The following is a 15,343-nucleotide window of genomic DNA, read 5'->3' as shown; positions in this document are numbered from 1 at the left end:
TTGTCGTCATTTCTTGGAGCCGCCCGCGGAGGCCCCGCCGCCGCCCTCTTCGGCCTTGCCGTAGAGGAACTGGCCGATGAGGTTTTCCAGCACCACGGCGGACTGCGTGGACGTGATGCGGTCGCCCTCGGCGAGGTTCTTTTCGTCGGCACCCGCCTGGATGCCGATGTACTGATCGCCCAGCAGGCCGCTGGTGAGGATCTTGAGCGAGCTGTCCTTGGGGAAGGCGTAGCGCTTGTCCATCTCCAGCGTCACCTGGGCCTGGAAGGTCTTGTCGTCGAAGGTGATGGAATTCACCCGGCCCACCACCACGCCGGCGCTGCGCACCGCGGACTGGGGCTTGAGCCCGCCGATGTTGTCGAAGAGCGCGGTGACGTGGTAGCCGGACTGCCACTGCACGCGCAGCAGGTTGGCCGACTGCAGGGCGAGGAAGAGCAGGGCCGCACCGCCGAGGAGGACGAAGAGGCCGACCCAGACGTCGTTCTTGGAATGCTGCATGGTGTTTTTCTCTCTGAAGGGTTCTTGGGCGCTGCCGCGTCAGATGCTGAACATCCAGGCCGTGAGCAGGAAATCCAGCCCCAGCACCGTGAGCGAGGCCATCACCACGGTGCGGGTGGTGGCGCGGGACACGCCCTCGGGCGTGGGCTTGGCGATGTAGCCCTGCAGCAGCGCGATGAAGGTGACCGTGACGCCGAAGACGAAGCTCTTGAGGACGCCGTTGCCCACGTCCGCCCACACGTCCACCCCGCCCTGCATCTGGCCCCAGAAGGCGCCACCATCCACGCCGAGCATGACCACGCCGACGATCCATCCGCCGATCACGCCCACCGCGCTGAACACCGCCGCCAGCAGCGGCATGGCGATCACGCCGGCCCAGAAACGCGGGGCCAGGATGCGGCGCACCGGGTCCACGGCCATCATTTCCATGGCCGATAGCTGCTCGCCCGCGCGCATCAGGCCGATCTCCGCCGTGAGCGAGGTGCCCGCGCGGCCCGCGAACAGCAACGCCGAGACGACGGGCCCGAGCTCGCGCACCAGCGACAGTGCCACGAGCAGGCCCAGTGCCTGCGCGGAGCCGTAGCGCTGCAGCGTGTAGTAGCCCTGCAGGCCCAGCACGAAGCCCACGAACAGGCCCGACACGGAAATGATGGACAGCGAATAGTTGCCCAGGAAGTGCAGTTGGTCGCGCACCAGCCCGAAGCGCTGCAGCGTCGGTCCGAGCAAACCGGCCAGGCGCACGAACAGCCGCGCCGCGCGGCCCATGTCCGCCAGCAGGCTTCGCGTGGCGAAGCCGACGTCGGAAGGTTTCCACCAGCTCATCGCGCGCCTCCGCCCGGGCCGCCCAGCGGCCCGAAATCGTCGGCCGCCGAAGGGCCGGGGTAATGGAACGGCACCGGCCCGGTGGGCAGCGCATGCACGAACTGGTGCACCAGTGGATCGGTGCTGGCGCGCACCTCGTCGGGCGAGCCCTGCGCGGCGACCACGCCCGGCCCGAGGATGACCACGTGGTCCGCCACCCGGAAGGTTTCCTCCACGTCGTGGGACACGACCAGCGTGGTCAGGCCCATGGATTCGTTGAGTTGCCGGATCAGCTGCGCGGCCGTGCCGAGCGAGATGGGATCGAGCCCGGCGAAGGGCTCGTCGTAGAGGATCAGCTCCGGGTCGAGCGCGATGGCCCGGGCGAGGGCCACGCGCCGCGCCATGCCGCCCGAGATCTGGCTGGGCATCAGGTCGCGCGCGCCGCGCAGGCCCACCGCCTGCAGTTTCATGAGCACGATGTCGCGCACCAGCGCCTCGGACAGGTCGGTGTGCTCGCGCAGCGGGAAGGCCACGTTCTCGAACACGCTCATGTCGGTGAACAGCGCCCCGAACTGGAACAGCATGCCCATGCGGCGCCGTGCGGCGTAGAGCTGCTGCGCATCCATGCGTGCGACGTCCTGGCCGTTCACCAGCACCTCGCCCTGCTGCGCGAGGTGCTGCCCGCCGATGAGGCGCAGCACCGTGGTCTTGCCCCCGCCGGAGGCACCCATGAGCGCAGTCACCTTGCCGCGCGGGATGCGCAGCGAGACATCGCGCAGGATCGGGCGCTCGCCATACGAGAACGTGACGTTGCGCAGTTCGACCAGGGGGGTTTCGGACATGCGGAGGGTGCTGGAAATATCGGTTGGGAACGTGATTGTCGCGGCTGCGGCCATTGGCGATGCGAGCGATGGTAACGCAAACATACATGCATGCATGTTTGCTGGAATGCCTGACCGCCGAGCACTATATTTTCAATAGCACCCCGAACAGGCCCGGCAAGCCGTAGAAGCCCGGCAAACAGGTATTCTCTCGCCCGCGGAAGGCCTTCTCACAGCATGCTGCGAAGGAATGCCTGGGTTCGCGCATGTCGCGGATTCGCAAAGAACTCCGCCGATGGCGCGGACTCGATGATTTCCCCCTGGTCCATGAAGACCACGCGGTGGGCCACCTCGCGCGCGAAGCCCATCTCGTGCGTGACCACCAGCATGGTCATCCGCTCCCGGGCCAGGGCCCGCATGGTGCGCAGCACCTCGCCGGTCAGCTCCGGATCGAGTGCCGAGGTGGGCTCGTCGAAGAGCAGGATGTCGGGCTCCATGGCCAGGGCGCGGGCGATCGCCACGCGCTGCTTCTGCCCGCCCGAGAGCCGGCCGGGGTAGCTGTCCTGCTTCTCCAGCAGCCCCACCTTGGCGAGCAGCGCCTGCGCGGGCGGCACGGCGGCCTGCCGGGCCACGCCCTTGACCACCATGGGCGCCTCGATGACGTTCTCCAGCACGGTGAGGTGCGGGAACAGGTTGAACGACTGGAACACCATCCCCATGCGTCGGCCGATGCGGCGCACCTCGGCATCGGGCACGTAGCGGCAATGGCCGCCGGCATCGGTGGTCGCGAGCGTGTCGCCTTCGATGGCGATGTGTCCCCTGTCGATGGTCTCCAGGTGGTTCAGGCAGCGCAGGAAGGTGCTCTTGCCCGAGCCCGAGGGGCCAATCACGGCCACGGTCTCGCCACGGCCGAGCGTCAGCGACACATCCCGCAGCACGGGCAGGCCGCCGAAGGCCTTGTGCAGGCCGCGCGCCGCGATCATGGGCACGGCGGCACCGGTGGCAGCAGCGGAATGGTCAGGCGTCATGGCGGGCATAGCGTCGCTCCAGGCGCTGGAAGCCCCAGGTCAGCACCAGGGTCATCACGAGATAGAAGGCGGCGGCCACGAGGAAGGGCGTGGTCGTGAAGTCGCGCTGCACGATGCCGCGCGCGGCGCGCAGCAGGTCGTTCAAGGCCAGCACGTAGATGAGCGAGGTGTCCTTGACCAGCGTGATGGTCTCGTTGCTCATGGGCGGCAGGATGCGGCGCACCATCTGCGGCAGCACGATGCGGCGCATGGTCTGCCCGTAGGTCATGCCCAGCACCTTGGCGGCCTCATATTGGCCGCGGTCGATCGACTGGATGCCGGCGCGGAAGATCTCGGCGAAATACGCCGCATAGTTCAACGCGAACGCCACCACCGCCGCGGGGAAATCCGGCAGCCGCACGCCAACCACCGGCACGAACGGCAGCGCGAAGTAGATGAACAGCATCTGCAGCATCAGCGGCGTGCCGCGCATCAGCCAGATGTAGCCGTTGACCAGCCCCGACAGCAGCCTCCAGCGCGACACCCGCGCCAGCGCGAGCGCCAGCCCCAGCGGCACCGCCAGCACCAGCGTGATCGCGAAGAGCTTCAGCGTGACCGTCGCGCCCTGCGCCAGCGGCCCCAGAAGTGAAAGAACGTAATCCATCTACGAGCTAAAAGAATCCATGGCTGAACAACAGCGCCAAATACCGCCCAAGGCGCATGCACTCGGCACGGCCCCAGGTCAGCAGCAGCCGCGCAAGGGCCGCCCCGCCGCGCCGGCTGCGTCCCCCTTCCCGCACCGCGCAGCGATGCGAGAGAAGGGGGAAGCGGCGAAGCCGCTCAGGGGGATGCGCCGAGGTTATTTAATGATGTTCTTCCCGAACCACTGCGTGGCGATCGTGGCCGCGGCGCCGTCCTGCTTCATGTCGGCCAGCGCCTTGTCGAGGCGGCCCTGCAGTGCGGTGTCGTCCTTGCGCACGCCCACGCCGTATTCCTCGGTGCCGAAATGCTCGTCCAGCACGGCGTAGTCCTTCGGCTTCTTGGCGACGTAGTAGCGGCCCACCACCTCGTCCACGACAACGGCCTCCAGGCGCCCGGTGGAGAGGTCCATGAGTGCGGTCACGTTGTCGCCGAAGGTCTTGAATTCCTTGAACGACTTGAAGACGGCGTCATCCTTCTTGACCGCATCCACGGCGCTGCTGCCCTCCTGCGCACCGACGATCCTGCCAGCAAGGTCCGCCTTGGTCCTGATCGGGGATTTGGCGGCTACCACGATGATCTGGTGGTTCTCCATGTAGGGCGCGGTGAAGGCGATGTTCTGCCTGCGCTCTTCGGTGATCGTGAGGCCGTTCCAGAGCGCGTCCACGCGCTTGCCCGACAGCTCGGCCTCCTTGGCGCTCCAGTCGATGGGCTTGAACTCCACCTCCACGCCCATGCGCCTGGCGGCCTCGCGCGCCATGTCGATGTCAAAGCCCACGAGCTGGTTCTTGTCGTCGCGGAAGCCCATCGGCGGGAAATTGTCGTCCAGGCCGATCACGATCTTCGTGGCGGCGGCCGGGGGCGTGGCGGGGGTGGCAGCGGCCGGCTGGGCGCTGTCGTTCTTGCCGCAGGCAGCAAGCAGGGCACCGAGGGACACCAGGGCGATGGCGGCGATTTTCTTCATGGCGATGGGCACGGCCGGCTTTCGGCCGGCGCTGACATAGGGAACAAGGAGATGGACGGACGGCAGGCGAGGCACGGCGTCCGCGCACAGGGAACGGGTCCGCGGCACGGCGCAGCAGGTCCGCACGCGGCCCGGCGCCGCAGCGATGCCGCCGCACCCAGGCGCGTCGCGTCGGGGCGGGCGGAGGTGGACAGCAGGCCCGGAACCGGCGCCTATTGTCCCCGATCGCGGACCGGCCGCGCCAAAACGGCGCACCCAAGGCACTGCGAGGCACGCATGGCGAGAAAAAACGGCGCCTCCGGGGCGCCGTTCGCTTTCCTTTCGCCTGACCGGCAAGACCGGCCCGGCGGCTGACCTCTCACCGAGGCAGGTCGGAGTACCCCATCAGGAATTCGTCCACCGCCCGCGCGGCCTGCCGGCCTTCGCGGATGGCCCAGACCACCAGCGACTGGCCGCGGCGCATGTCGCCGGCCGCGAACACCTTGGGCACGCTGGTCGTGTAGCCGCCGGTGAAGTCGGTGCTGGCGCGGGCGTTGCCGCGGGCATCCTTCTCCACGCCGAAGGCTTCCAGCACGGGCGACACCGGAGCGACGAAGCCCATGGCCAGCAGCACGAGGTCGGCCTTGAGCGTCTGCTCGGAGCCGGCCACCTCGACCATCTTTCCGTCCTTCCACTCCACGCGCACCGTCTTCAGGCCGGTGACCTTGCCCTTCTCGCCGATGAATTCCTTCGTGGCGATGGCGAACTCGCGCTCGCAGCCCTCCTCGTGGCTGGAGCTGGTGCGCAGCTTGTAGGGCCAGTAGGGCCAGGTGAGCGGGCGGTTCTCCACTTCGGGCGGCTGGGGCATCAGTTCGAACTGCGTCACGCTCACGGCGCCGTGGCGGTTGCTCGTGCCCACGCAGTCGCTGCCCGTGTCGCCGCCGCCGATCACGATGACGTGCTTGCCGTCGGCGCGCAGCTGGCCCTTGAGCTTGTCGCCCGCGTTCATCTTGTTCTGCTGGGGCAGGAACTCCATCGCGAAGTGCACGCCGTCCAGTTCGCGGCCGGGCACCGGCAGGTCGCGGCTCTGCTCGGCGCCGCCGGCCAGCAGCACGGCGTCGAACTCGGCCTGCAGTTGCTCGGGCGTCACGGTTTCCCTGGCCCAGTTGGTGACCTTGGAGCCCTTGCCCAGGCCGTCCTTGGCCGCGCCGACGAACACGCCGGTGCGGATCTGGACGCCCTCGGCCTTCATCTGCTCGGCGCGGCGGTCGATGTGCGACTTCTCCATCTTGAAGTCGGGAATGCCGTAGCGCAGCAGGCCGCCGATGCGGTCGTTCTTCTCGAAGAGCGTCACGTCGTGGCCGGCGCGCGCGAGCTGCTGGGCGGCTGCCATGCCCGCGGGACCGGAGCCCACCACGGCCACCTTCTTGCCGGTCTTGTGCCTGGCCGGGCGCGGCTGCACCCAGCCCTCGGACCAGGCGCGGTCGATGATGGCGTGCTCGATGGATTTGATGCCCACCGGGTCGTCATTGACGTTGAGCACGCAGGCGGCTTCGCAGGGTGCGGGGCAGATGCGGCCGGTGAACTCCGGGAAGTTGTTGGTCGAATCCAGCACGGCCCAGGCGCTCTTCCAGTCCTGCTGATAGACCAGGTCGTTGAAGTCCGGAATGATGTTGTTGACCGGGCAGCCGTTGTTGCAGAACGGCGTGCCGCAGTCCATGCAGCGCGCGCCCTGCAGCCTGGCCTGCGCCTCGTCGAGGCCGATGACGAATTCCTTGTAGTGCTTCAGGCGCTCGGCGACGGGCTTGTAGCCCTCCTCGATGCGCTCGTATTCCATGAAGCCGGTGGTCTTTCCCATGATTGCGTGTCCTGTCGTTGTGGGGTGCGAAGCGGTGCGTCGTCGGTGCGGCCGGCCTTACTTGGCCGGCACCGCGGCGCGCACCTTCTCCTGCTCGGGGGCGGCCACCGGCGGGGTGGGCGGCTCCTGCAGCGCGCGGCGTTCGTGGATCTCGGACAGCGCGCGCTTGTATTCCGTGGGGAACACCTTCACGAACTTCGCCCGCGAGGCCGCCCAGTTGTCCAGCAGTTCGCGTGCACGCTTGCTGCCGGTCCAGCGGTTGTGGTCCTCCAGCATCTTCTTGAGCTGCGCCTCGTCGGTCTGGCCGCGGTGCCAGATGCCGGCGTGGGTGGTCGCCATCTGCTCGTCGGAGGGCAGGATGCGGTCCAGCGTGACCATCGACAGGTTGCAGCGCGTGTGGAACAGGCCGTCCTCGTCATAGACGTACGCCACGCCGCCGCTCATGCCGGCAGCGAAGTTGCGGCCCGTCTTGCCGAGCACCACCACCGTGCCGCCCGTCATGTATTCGCAGCCGTGGTCGCCCGTGCCCTCCACCACCGCGGAGGCGCCCGACAGGCGCACCGCGAAGCGTTCGCCCGCCACGCCGCCGAAGAAGGCTTCGCCGGTCGTGGCGCCGTACATCACCGTGTTGCCCACGATGGTATTGCGCGTGGTGTCGCCGCGGAAGTCGATGCTCGGGCGCACGATCACGCGGCCGCCCGAGAGCCCCTTGCCGGTGTAGTCGTTGGCATCGCCGATCAGGTAGAGCGTGATGCCGCGCGTCAGGAACGCGCCGAACGACTGGCCGCCCGTGCCTTCGAGCTGGATGCGGATGGTGTCGTCGGGCAGGCCTTCCGGGTGCTCGCGCGTCACCGCACCCGAAAGCATCGCGCCCACGGAACGGTTCACGTTGCGCGCCACCTCGATGAACTGCACGCGCTCGCCCTTCTCGATGGCGGGCCGGCTGCGCTCGATGAGCTTGCGGTCCAGCGTGTGCCCGATGTTGTGGTCCTGCGTGTCCACGTGGAAGCGCGGCACGTCGGCGGGCACCTGCGGCTGGGCGAACAGGCGGCCGAAATCGAGGCCGCGCGCCTTCCAGTGCGCGATGCCGGCGCGCATGTCGAGCAGGTCGGTGCGGCCGATCAGGTCATCGAACCTGGCGATGCCCAGCTGCGCCATGATCTGGCGCACTTCCTCGGCGACGAAGAAGAAGTAGTTCACCACGTGCTCGGGCTTGCCCGAGAACTTCCGGCGCAGCACCGAATCCTGCGTGGCCACGCCCACCGGGCAGGTGTTCAGGTGGCACTTGCGCATCATGATGCAGCCCTCGACCACCAGCGGCGCGGTGGCGAAGCCGAACTCGTCGGCACCCAGCAGCGCGCCGATGGCGACGTCGCGGCCCGTCTTCATCTGGCCGTCGGCCTGCACGCGGATGCGGCCGCGCAGGCGGTTGAGCACCAGGGTCTGCTGGGTCTCGGCCAGGCCGATCTCCCAGGGCGAGCCCGCGTGCTTGATGGACGACCAGGGCGATGCGCCCGTGCCGCCGTCATGGCCGGCGATCACCACGTGGTCGCTCTTGCACTTGGCCACGCCGGCCGCGATCGTGCCCACGCCCACTTCGGAGACGAGCTTGACCGAGATGTCGGCGTGCGGCGCCACGTTCTTCAGGTCGTGGATCAGCTGCGCCAGGTCCTCGATCGAGTAGATGTCGTGGTGCGGCGGCGGCGAGATCAGGCCCACGCCCGGCACGCTGTGGCGCAGCTTGCCGATGTAGTCGGACACCTTGCCGCCCGGCAGCTGGCCGCCCTCGCCGGGCTTGGCGCCCTGGGCCATCTTGATCTGGATCTGGTCGGCCGACGACAGGTATTCGGCCGTGACACCGAAGCGGCCCGATGCCACCTGCTTGATGCGCGAGCGCAGCGAATCGCCGTCCTGCAGCGGCAGGTCCACTTCGACGTTCGCGGCGCCGATCACGCTCTTGAGCGTGTCGCCCTGCTTGATGGGGATGCCCTTCAGTTCCTGGCGGTAGCGCGCGGCATCCTCGCCGCCCTCGCCCGTGTTGCTCTTGCCGCCGATGCGGTTCATCGCCACGGCCAGCGTGGCGTGCGCCTCGGTGGAGATGGAGCCCAGCGACATCGCGCCGGTGGCGAAGCGCTTGACGATCTCCTTGGCCGATTCGACCTGCTCGACGGGGATGGCCTTGGCCGGGTCGAACTTGAACTCGAACAGGCCGCGCAGCGTCATGTGGCGGCGGCTCTGGTCGTTGATGATCTGCGCGTATTCCTTGTAGGTGTTCCAGTTGTTGGCACGCGTGGAATGCTGCAGCTTGGCGATCGCGTCGGGGCTCCACATGTGCTCCTCGCCACGGGCGCGCCAGGCGTACTCGCCGCCCGCATCCAGCATGGTCTCCAGCACCGGATCGTCGCCGAACGCGGCCTTGTGCATGCGGATGGCTTCCTCCGCGATCTCGAACACGCCGATGCCTTCCACGCGGCTGGCCGTGCCGGTGAAGTACTTGGCGATGGTGTCGGTGTTCAGGCCGATGGCTTCGAACAGCTGCGCGCCACAGTAGCTCATGTACGTGGACACGCCCATCTTGGACATGATCTTCGACAAGCCCTTGCCGATCGCCTTCACGTAGTTGTAGATGGCCTTCTCCGGCGACAGGTCGCCGGACATGTCCTTGTGCATGTCGGCCAGCGTCTCCATGGCCAGGTAGGGGTGCACGGCCTCAGCGCCGTAGCCCGCCAGCACCGCGAAGTGGTGCACCTCGCGCGCCGTGCCGGTTTCCACCACCAGGCCCGCCGTGGTGCGCAGGCCCTCGCGCACCAGGTGCTGGTGGATGGCCGACAGCGCCAGCAGCGCGGGAATGGCCACCTGTGTCGCGCTCACGGCGCGGTCGCTGATGATGAGGATGTTGGCGCCACCCTTGATCGCGTCCACGGCCTGCGCGCACAGCGAGGCCAGCTTGGCCTCCACGCCCTCGCGGCCCCAGGCCAGCGGGTAGGTGATGTCGATCACCGCGCTCTTGAACTTGCCCTGCGTGTGCTGCTCGATGTCGCGCAGCTTGGCCATACCCGCGAAGTCGAGCACCGGCTGGCCCACTTCGAGCCGCATCGGCGGGTTGACCTGATTGATGTCCAGCAGGTTGGGCTTGGGCCCGATGAAGCTCACGAGCGACATCACGATCGCCTCGCGGATCGGGTCGATCGGCGGGTTGGTCACCTGCGCGAACAGCTGCTTGAAGTAGTTGTAGAGCGGCTTGTTCTTGCCCGAGAGCACGGCCAGCGGGCTGTCGTTGCCCATCGAGCCGATGCCCTCCTCGCCGTTCCTGGCCATGGGGGCCATCAGGAACTTGATGTCTTCCTGCGTGTAGCCGAAGGCCTGCTGGCGGTCCAGCAGCGGCAGCTCGGCCGGCAGCGGCGCGACCGGCGCGTCGCTGCCCACGCTGTCGAGCTTGATGCGCAGGTTCTCGATCCACTGCTTGTAGGGTTTGGTGTTGACGATGTTGGCCTTCAGCTCGTCGTCGTCGATCATGCGGCCCTGCTCCAGGTCGATCAGGAGCATCTTGCCGGGCTGCAGGCGCCACTTGCGCACGATCTTGTTCTCGGGCACGGGCAGCACGCCGGACTCGGAGGCCAGGATCACGATATCGTCGTCGGTCACGCAGTAGCGCGAGGGGCGCAGGCCGTTGCGGTCCAGCGTGGCGCCGATCTGGCGGCCGTCGGTGAACACGATGGAGGCCGGGCCGTCCCAGGGCTCCATCATGGCGGCGTGGTATTCATAGAAGGCGCGGCGGCGGCCATCCATGGTGGCGTGCTGCTCCCATGGCTCGGGGATCATCATCATCACGGCCTGGCTGATCGGATAGCCGGCCATCGTCAGCAGTTCGAGGCAGTTGTCGAACGTGGCGGTGTCGGACTGGTCCGCGAAGCTGATCGGGTAGAGCTTCTTCAGGTCCGGGCCCAGCACGGGCGAGGCCATCACGCCTTCGCGGGCGCGCATCCAGTTGTAGTTGCCCTTGACGGTGTTGATCTCGCCGTTGTGCGCCACGTAGCGGTACGGGTGGGCGAGCGGCCACTCGGGGAAGGTATTGGTGGAGAAGCGCTGGTGCACGAGGCCGATGGCCGAGACGCAGCGCGGGTCCTGCAGGTCCAGGTAGTAGGTGCCCACCTGGTCGGCCAGCAGCAGGCCCTTGTAGACCACGGTGCGGCTGGACATGCTGGGAACGTAGTACTCCTTGCTGTGCTTGAGCTTCAGGCTCTGGATGGCGGCACTGGCCGTCTTGCGGATCACGTAGAGCTTGCGCTCGAGCGCGTCCTGCACGATCACGTCGTTGCCGCGGCCGATGAACACCTGGCGCAGGATGGGCTCCTTGGTGCGCACGGTGGGCGACATCGGCATGTCGACGTTCACCGGCACGTCGCGCCAGCCCAGCAGCACCTGGCCTTCGGCCTTGATGGCGCGCTCCATCTCCTGCTCGCAGGCAAGGCGGGATGCGTGCTCCTTGGGCAGAAAGATCATGCCCACGCCGTATTCGCCGGCGGGCGGCAGGGTGACACCCTGGCGCGCCATCTCTTCGCGGTAGAGCGCGTCCGGGATCTGGATCAGGATGCCCGCGCCGTCGCCCATGAGCTTGTCGGCGCCCACGGCACCCCGGTGGTCGATGTTCTCGAGGATCTTCAGCGCCTGGGTGACGATGTCGTGGCGCTTCTCGCCCTTGATGTGGGCCACGAAGCCCAACCCGCACGCGTCGTGCTCGTTGGCGGATGCATACAAACCGTGCTGTTGCAGGTGCTGGATTTCGGCGGCCGTCGTCATGGCGCACTCCTCGGAATAAGAATCGCAGGGACCACAAGCGTAGTGCATTGCAGCAAAAGCCTGCAAGTTATTTAATAAGGGTCAGATACCAATATGACCAAACAATAAATCACAGCCGAATTAATTGGGGACATATCAAAAAAGAGCAGGCCCGGGCCACAACATCCGATGGCAGCCGCTTCCAGAGCCGCCTCCTGCGGGCGAGCGCTGGACAGCACGCGGTGAACGCCGTCAGCCGGCAGCCGGCTTGCGCGGCCGCCCCGGGCGGGCCTTGGTGACGCGGCGATCGGTCTGCCGCCGGAGTTCGTCCAGGAAATCCGGGCCGCCCAGCGCCCACCCCGACAGGGCGGAGGCCGCGATCGCCGCCTGCTCGGCAGCGGGCAGGCCGGCCTGCACCAGCGCGGCATAGGCGGCCTCGCGCGCGAACGGCGTGTTGCCCAGCGCCCAGTAGAGCGCATGTGGCGTCACCAGGCGGTCGGAGCGCAGGCCGCGCGCATGCGCATGGCTGGACCACGGATAGTCCGCCGGATCGGCCACCAGCCCCGACCGGACCGGATTGAGGTCGATATAGGCCATGCACGGCAGCAGGTACCGGCCGGGCTCGACCACCGTGGACCGGTAGCGCCCCTCCCACAGCGTGCCGGTGCGTCCGTGGCGCTGGTTGAACACGCGCACATAGCGGCGGCCCACGGCCTGCATCAGCAGCGGAATGCCCTCTGCGGTGCCCGGCGTGGCCAGCAGGTGGAAATGGTTGTCCATCAGCACATAGGCATGCACGGCCACCTCGCAGGCACGCGCCTGCTCCGCGAGCATCTCGAGCAGGAACTCCCGGTCCTGCCGGTCCACGAACACCGCCTGCCGGTTGTTCCCCCGGTGGATCACATGGTGGGGGTAGCCGGGAAGGGTCAGGCGGGGAAGGCGGGCCATGGCGGGCTCGGCAGCGGAATGGGGCTTTCGGCCGCCATCAGGCCGGCACGTCCGGCATGCCCTGCACCGGTGCCTCGGCCTGGCACGCACCGGCTTCGAGGCCGAAGCGCGGCCCGAGGTCCCGCTCCAGCCCGAACTCGGCGAGGATCGCACGCAGCCGCTCGGCCGCACTGCGCTTGCGCTGGCCGATATGCCGCGCCACGATCAACTCGTTCTTCATGCTGTGCTCCCAACCCACCAGCTCCGTCACCGTGACCTGGTAGCCACTGGCTTCCAGGTACAGGCAACGCAGCACGTTGGTCAGCTGGCTGCCCAGCTCGCGCGTGTGCAGCGGGTGGCGCCACAGTTCGGCCAGGGGCGTGCGCGCCAGGGCCAGGGCCTTGTTCTGGCGCAGGCAGGCCGCGACCTCGGCCTGGCAGCACGGCACCAGCACCATGGCGCGCGCCTGTTTGGCGAGTCCGAAGGCGATCGCGTCATCCGTCGCGGTATCGCAGGCATGCAGCGCCGTCACCACGTCGATGCGCGGGGGCAGCGCATCGGCCTGCATGGACTCCGCCACGCTCAGGGCCAGGAACGACATGCGTTCGAAGCCCAGGCGCCGGGACAGCGCCTGCGAACGCTCCACCAGTTCGGCACGGGTCTCGATGCCGTAGATGTGGCCGCGCCCGAGCTCCCGGAAAAACAGGTCGTGGAGGATGAAGCCCAGGTACGACTTGCCGGCGCCGTGGTCCGCCAGCGTGGGGGCCTGCCCGTCCTGCGCGAGCTCGCGCAGCAGGGGGTCGATGAACTGGAACAGGTGGTACACCTGCTTGAGCTTGCGGCGCGAATCCTGGTTGAGCCGGCCTTCGCGCGTGAGGATGTGCAGTTCCTTGAGCAGCTCCACGGACTGTCCGGGCCGCAGTTCCTGCAGCACCTGGGCATCCGCGGCGGCCGGCCCCGGCCCTTGCTGCCCGCCGGCCTGCGGGGATTTCGCCGCCGTGCGGCCGGCCTTCACGACCCGCTCCGCGCGCCGCCGTGCGCCACAGGGCAGCGCGGCCCCACGTCGAGCGCCGCCCATCCGTCGGCGCCCAGTTCCTCCAGCACCTCGATATTGCGCTCGAAGATCGCCTCCGCCTCGGGGAAGGCCTCCACGGCCCGGTCGATGCTTTCCTCGCGCAGCAGGTGCAGCGTGGGATACGGCGCCCGGTTCGTGGCATTGCCCACGTCATCCCCTTCCGTGTCCGCGAACTGGAAGCGCGGATGGAACGAAGCCACCTGCAGGATGCCGCCCAGGTCCATGGCTTCGACGAGATCGTCGGCCAGGCCGAGGAAGTCATTGAAATCGAGAAAATCCTCCATGCAGCGGGGGGCGATCAGCAGGGTGGTGTCCCGCTGCTCGGGGGAGGCCTCGGCCAGGGCCTCCAGTTCGCGCTGCAGGTCTTCGATGAGGGCGCGGGCGTCCTCGGCCTCGCTCACCACGTAGTGGATCTGGCCCTTGACGTGCACGGCCTTGGCGAAGGGGCAGAGATTCAGCCCGATCACCGCGCGCTCCAGCCAGCGGACCATGTCGTCGGTCACGGTCTGGTGCATGGTGGATGCGCTCGCGGTGGCGGAAGGCGGCACCGCGTCGGCGGGGGATTCGGTCATGGGGTCTTTCGGCAAGGCAGGCATGGGGTCGGGAAGCAGGCCGATTTTATCGGCCACCTTCCGGCCGGGTTCCCTGCGCCGTCGCCGCCGGGGCTCAGGACAGCAGGCGCTGGCCCGTGAGCCGCTCGTGCTCGCGCACCGCGAAGCGGTCCGTCATGCCGGCGATGAAGTCGGCGACGGTGCGGGCATGGGGCATGCCGCCATTATCGGAAGCCGCCTCCTGCGCCGCCACCGCACGTTCGGCGAACCGGTGCTTCATTTCCGAAGGCCGCTCCGCGTAGATGCCGAACAGGTCGCGCACCACCTGCTGGGCGTGGCCGGTGGTTTCCATCACCTGCGGATGCCGGTAGAGGTTCTGGAACAGGAAGCGCTTGAGCTCGAGGGACTGCGCGCGCATGGCCGCACTGAAAGCCACCATCGGGGGCATGCGGCGCACATCGTCCGCCGTGCGCGGTGCCGACTGCGCCAGCGCGGCTTCGGTGGCACCGATCACGTCATACACCTGGGCGCTCAGCATGCGGCGGATGGCCTCGTGCAACAGCCGCCGCTGCGCCTGCGGCGCGGCCAGGTGCGAATGCTCCCGCTCGGCATCGGCCCGGAACCGGTCGAACAGCGGCACGTCGCGCAACTGCGCCAGCGTGATCAGGCCGGAACGGACGCCATCGTCGATGTCGTGGGCGTTGTAGGCGATCTCGTCGGCCAGGTTGCACAACTGCGCCTCCAGGCCGGGCTGCTCGCGGTGCAGGAACCGCGCGCCCACGCCCCCGGGCTCCGAGGCTTCCAGCCGCTCGGCGTTGGCGCGCGAGCAGTGCTTGAGGATGCCCTCTCGCGTTTCGAACGTCAGGTTCAGGCCGTCGTAGTCCGGGTAGCGCTCCTCCAGCGCATCCACCACGCGCAGGCTCTGCAGGTTGTGCTCGAAGCCGCCGTACGGGGCCATGCACGCATTCAGCGCATCCTGGCCTGCGTGCCCGAAGGGCGTATGCCCCAGGTCGTGCGCCAGCGAAATCGCCTCGACCAGGTCCTCGCTGATGCGCAGCGAGCGCGCGATGGAGCGCCCGAGCTGCGCGACTTCGAGCGAATGCGTGAGCCGGGTGCGGAACAGGTCGCCCTCGTGATTGAGGAACACCTGGGTCTTGTACACCAGCCGGCGGAACGCGGTCGAATGCACGATGCGGTCGCGGTCGCGCTGGTACTCGGTGCGCGTGGGCGCGGGCACCTGCGGATGGCGGCGGCCCCGCGTCCGGGCGGGGTCGCTGGCATAGGGCGCGAGCGGGCCGGCGATCTGATCCGCGGCGCCCTCCTCCGCGCCGAACCCGGACTGCCCGACTGCGCCAGGGGAATGCATGTCCGCCATCGGGCGCTC

12 protein-coding genes are annotated in these 15,343 nt (G+C 68.2%); all 12 read right to left on the bottom strand.

Features of this window, described 5'->3' with window-relative positions; all coding sequences use genetic code 11:
• Positions 1–6: 6 nt before the first annotated feature.
• The 12 genes from mlaD to BLR05_RS15855 all read right to left on the bottom strand — a co-directional run bounded on the left by mlaD (position 7) and on the right by BLR05_RS15855 (position 15,334).
• Positions 7–498 (bottom strand): outer membrane lipid asymmetry maintenance protein MlaD, encoded by a 492-nt coding sequence (gene mlaD / locus BLR05_RS15910; protein ID WP_011794171.1) that lies wholly within the window; start codon positions 496–498, stop codon positions 7–9.
• 39 nt (positions 499–537) lie between these two features.
• On the bottom strand, positions 538–1,320 hold the full coding sequence (gene mlaE / locus BLR05_RS15905) for a lipid asymmetry maintenance ABC transporter permease subunit MlaE (RefSeq protein WP_092835919.1): 783 nt from the start codon (positions 1,318–1,320) through the stop codon (positions 538–540).
• Complete coding sequence (locus tag BLR05_RS15900; protein WP_092835917.1) at positions 1,317–2,141, bottom strand: ABC transporter ATP-binding protein; 825 nt, start codon at positions 2,139–2,141, stop codon at positions 1,317–1,319. The genes mlaE and BLR05_RS15900 overlap by 4 nt, the downstream gene beginning before the upstream one ends.
• A gap of 209 nt (positions 2,142–2,350) precedes the next feature.
• Positions 2,351–3,157, bottom strand: a complete 807-nt coding sequence (locus tag BLR05_RS15895) for an amino acid ABC transporter ATP-binding protein (protein ID WP_279616022.1) — start codon at positions 3,155–3,157, stop codon at positions 2,351–2,353.
• Positions 3,138–3,791: an amino acid ABC transporter permease gene (locus tag BLR05_RS15890; RefSeq protein WP_092835915.1), complete on the bottom strand. Its 654-nt coding sequence runs from the start codon at positions 3,789–3,791 to the stop codon at positions 3,138–3,140. Before BLR05_RS15890 ends, BLR05_RS15895 begins: the two co-directional genes overlap by 20 nt.
• A gap of 195 nt (positions 3,792–3,986) precedes the next feature.
• Positions 3,987–4,790, bottom strand: a complete 804-nt coding sequence (locus BLR05_RS15885) for an amino acid ABC transporter substrate-binding protein (protein ID WP_092836025.1) — start codon at positions 4,788–4,790, stop codon at positions 3,987–3,989.
• Positions 4,791–5,148: 358 nt separating this feature from the next.
• Entirely contained in the window at positions 5,149–6,627 is a 1,479-nt protein-coding gene (locus BLR05_RS15880; RefSeq protein WP_092835913.1) for a glutamate synthase subunit beta, read from the bottom strand.
• 57 nt (positions 6,628–6,684) lie between these two features.
• Positions 6,685–11,427 (bottom strand): glutamate synthase-related protein, encoded by a 4,743-nt coding sequence (locus BLR05_RS15875; protein WP_092835911.1) that lies wholly within the window; start codon positions 11,425–11,427, stop codon positions 6,685–6,687.
• A 231-nt stretch (positions 11,428–11,658) separates the two neighbouring features.
• Positions 11,659–12,354 (bottom strand): transposase, encoded by a 696-nt coding sequence (locus BLR05_RS15870; RefSeq protein WP_092835909.1) that lies wholly within the window; start codon positions 12,352–12,354, stop codon positions 11,659–11,661.
• A gap of 37 nt (positions 12,355–12,391) precedes the next feature.
• Positions 12,392–13,348, bottom strand: coding sequence for a class I SAM-dependent methyltransferase (locus tag BLR05_RS15865; RefSeq protein WP_377777337.1), 957 nt, complete (start codon positions 13,346–13,348; stop codon positions 12,392–12,394).
• The gene (locus BLR05_RS15860; RefSeq protein WP_092835907.1) at positions 13,345–13,980 is read right to left on the bottom strand and encodes a DUF1415 domain-containing protein; all 636 of its coding nucleotides are present in this window, start codon (positions 13,978–13,980) and stop codon (positions 13,345–13,347) included. The genes BLR05_RS15865 and BLR05_RS15860 overlap by 4 nt, the downstream gene beginning before the upstream one ends.
• A 94-nt stretch (positions 13,981–14,074) precedes the next feature.
• The gene (locus BLR05_RS15855; protein ID WP_092835905.1) at positions 14,075–15,334 is read right to left on the bottom strand and encodes a deoxyguanosinetriphosphate triphosphohydrolase; all 1,260 of its coding nucleotides are present in this window, start codon (positions 15,332–15,334) and stop codon (positions 14,075–14,077) included.
• Positions 15,335–15,343 lie beyond the last annotated feature (9 nt).

Source organism: Paracidovorax cattleyae (assembly GCF_900104515.1).
GTDB lineage: Bacteria > Pseudomonadota > Gammaproteobacteria > Burkholderiales > Burkholderiaceae_C > Paracidovorax > Paracidovorax cattleyae.
Note: the sequence above shows the minus strand (reverse complement) of the source record. Positions and strands in the feature narration are given on the sequence as shown.